Source organism: Kitasatospora sp. NPDC093558 (assembly GCF_040683475.1).
Lineage (GTDB): Bacteria > Actinomycetota > Actinomycetes > Streptomycetales > Streptomycetaceae > Kitasatospora.
The window spans coordinates 1-2,618 of record NZ_JBFBDY010000781.1; the positions used below are offsets into that span (position 1 = coordinate 1).

Consider the following 2,618-nt stretch of genomic DNA (forward strand, 5'->3'; position numbering starts at 1 on the left):
CTTGCAGTTGTCGAAGAGGACGTTGTCCAGGGTCACGCCGATGAGGCCCGCGCCCATGATTTTGCAGTTGCGGAAGACGACGCGGGAGGCAAGGGAAGGCGCGAGGGGAAGGCGCGAGGGGAAGGCGCGAGGGGAAGGCACGAGGGGGATGCGCGAGGGGGATGCGCGAGGGGGATGCGCGAGGCGGAAGTGCGAAGGAAAAGCGAAGGTACCGCGAAGAGAAGGAGCCCGCGATCACTTGTGCGACCGGTCCGGGCGTGGGAATACTAGCCCGCGTGACCGCACTGGAGGCAGTGGCCGTTCACCTCCCCCCACACGCCGTGCCCATCGAGGCGGTGGGCGAACGCATCGGCCTGACGCCACGTCAACTCCGACTCTTCCGCCGCTTCCACGGCCTGGACCAGCTGCGACTGGACCCGGACGGGACGCTGCCCGACCTGCTCGACGCCGCCGTCGACAACCTCACGGAGCTGCGCGGACGCGAACGGCACGTCCGTTTCGTGATCCACGCCCGCAGCATGCCGGTGGCGGTGCCCTACCCGCTCAACCCCCTGCACGACCTGATCGCCCGGCGCGGCCTCGCGCATGCCAACGCCTTCACGGTGACCCACCACGCCTGCGCGGTGGGCCTGCTGGCGATCGACCTGGCCGGTCGCCTGCTGGCCGCCGACCCGGATCCGGAGGCCCTGGCCCTCGTCGTCGCGGGCGAGAAGACGTTCACCAGGGACGCCCAAGTGGTGCCCGAGACGGGTATCTTCGCCGAGGGCGCCGCCGCCTGCCTGGTCCGGGCGACCGGCGAGCGGCACCGGGTTTTGTCCTTCGCGGTGCGCCAGCGCCCCGAGTTCGACGGCCGGCTGGCCGAGGACCCGGAGCTCCTCGCGCGCTACCAGCGCGAGTACCCGGCCGTGCTGACCGAGGCGATCGAGGCCGCCCTGGACCAGGCCGGTCTGGACCTCTCGGACCTCGCCGCGGTGCTCCCGCACAACGTCAACCAGGCGTCCTGGCGGATGCTCGCGCGCCGGATCGGGCTCCCGGTGGAGAAGGTCGTGCTGGACAACGTGCCCTCGGTGGGGCACAGTTTCGCTGCGGACAGCCTCATCAACCTCCACACCGCCACCACGCGGGGGCTGCTCCGCCGCGGCGACCGCTACCTGATCGCCGCCGCCGGGATCGGGGCCACCTTCTCCGCCATGGCGGTCCAGTGCTGACGATGCGTCAGTCTGCCTTTCCCCCCGAATTTCCCCTGTTCGCCATTCCCAGCCATTCCCACGTACGACGGGACGGTTCACCCATGTCGGAACCCGTGGTCCAGACCACTGACCCCGAGCTGCGCGAGCGGATCCTGCACGGCATCGGCGAGCTCCTGCCGCGCGTCCTCAAGCGCGAGCTGCCGGAGATCCCCGAGAACGCCTGCCTCTTCGACGACCTCGGCCTCACCTCGGCCGGCACCATCGAGCTGATCCTCGAACTGGAGGAGTCGCTCGACATCCAGGTCGACGTCGAGCAGATCGCCGAGGAGGACCTGCGCTCGGTCACCAGCCTCGCCGACTACGTCGCCGGACACGTCATCCCCGAGGACTGACCGGGTGGCCACGCGCGGCCTGCGGATCACCCGGGCGCGGGCCCGGCGCTTCGACGGCCGGTCGGAGCTGTCGCTCGACCCCGACCTGCGGGTCTTCGTCACCGACCTGACCCGCCCGTACGGCCTGCCGGTGCGCGAGGACCTGCTGCGCGAGGGCGCCGGCCACTCCTACGAGGAGATGGCGGCGGGCCTGCTGCACGAGGAACTGGCCGACGGCGGGCCCGTCGACCTGCTGATCCTCGCCTTCGACTCCCCGGACATCCGCCCGGGCGCGCCGTCCTCGCTGGCACTGAGCCGGTCCTGCCCGGGCACGCCGCTCGCCTTCGCGGTCTGCGACCAGGGGCTCGGCGCGGCGTTCACCGCGCTGCGCCTGGCCGCCGAGTACCACCGCACCGGGTTCTGCCGGCGGGCGGTGGTGGTCATCGCCGAGCAGACGGCCCTGCACTACGAACCCGGCGCACCCGTCGACCTGCCCGAGCGGCACGGCGCGGTGGTGCTGGTGTGCGAGGAGGCTCCGGGTGAAGGGATGGACATCCGTCAAGTCCCGTGCGTGGACGACCCGGAGAAGGAGGTCCGTGCGCTCGCCGAGTCGCTCGGACCGGACGCGGTGCTCGTGCGCGGCCCCGGGGTGGACGGCCCGACCGCTCAGCCGTTCACCGGCGTGTGGGCGGAGCTCGCCGAGGAACTGCCCTGGCGCAGCCCCGTCCTGGTCGCGAGCTTCGACCGCCGGCTGGGCGTGCTGAACACGCTCGCCCTTCCGTGACCGTCGACGTCTGGCTCATCCCCACCGACCAATCCGCGGACGTGGTCAGCGAGTTGTGGCACCTCCTCGACGAGAGCGAGCGTGCCCGGTGCGCCGGAGCGGACCCGGTGGTGCGCCGGCGCTTCACCGTCGTCCACGGCGCCGTGCGCCGGCTGGTCGGCGCACGGCTCGGCATCCGCCCGGCCGACGTCGGGTGGCGGCGCGGCCGGTACGGAAAGCCGCGCCCGTCGCGGGCCGGCGGATTGGAGGTGAACCACTCCGCCTCCGATTCCC

Annotated in this window: 3 protein-coding genes and 1 pseudogene; all 4 read left to right on the forward strand. The window is 72.1% G+C overall.

Translation table 11 applies throughout. The annotated features are described in order from the left end of the window. Window positions 1-275: 275 nt before the first annotated feature. The gene (locus tag AB0O00_RS35110) at window positions 276-1,208 is read left to right on the forward strand and encodes a 3-oxoacyl-[acyl-carrier-protein] synthase III C-terminal domain-containing protein (RefSeq protein WP_363658765.1); all 933 of its coding nucleotides are present in this window, start codon (window positions 276-278) and stop codon (window positions 1,206-1,208) included. A gap of 83 nt (window positions 1,209-1,291) precedes the next feature. Next, a complete protein-coding gene (locus tag AB0O00_RS35115; protein ID WP_363658766.1) occupies window positions 1,292-1,582 on the forward strand; it encodes a phosphopantetheine-binding protein in 291 nt (96 codons plus the stop codon). Between the two features lie 4 nt (window positions 1,583-1,586). After that, window positions 1,587-2,345, forward strand: coding sequence for a hypothetical protein (locus tag AB0O00_RS35120; RefSeq protein ID WP_363658767.1), 759 nt, complete (start codon window positions 1,587-1,589; stop codon window positions 2,343-2,345). Further along, window positions 2,342-2,618: pseudogene (locus tag AB0O00_RS35125) on the forward strand (4-phosphopantetheinyl transferase); the annotation flags it as partial. The gene AB0O00_RS35120 and the pseudogene AB0O00_RS35125, both read left to right, overlap by 4 nt.

Coding starts and splice junctions, on each gene's coding strand:
- AB0O00_RS35115 (WP_363658766.1), top strand. CDS start 1,292: ATGTCGGAACCCGTGGTCCAGACCACTGACCCCGAGCTGCGCGAGCGG.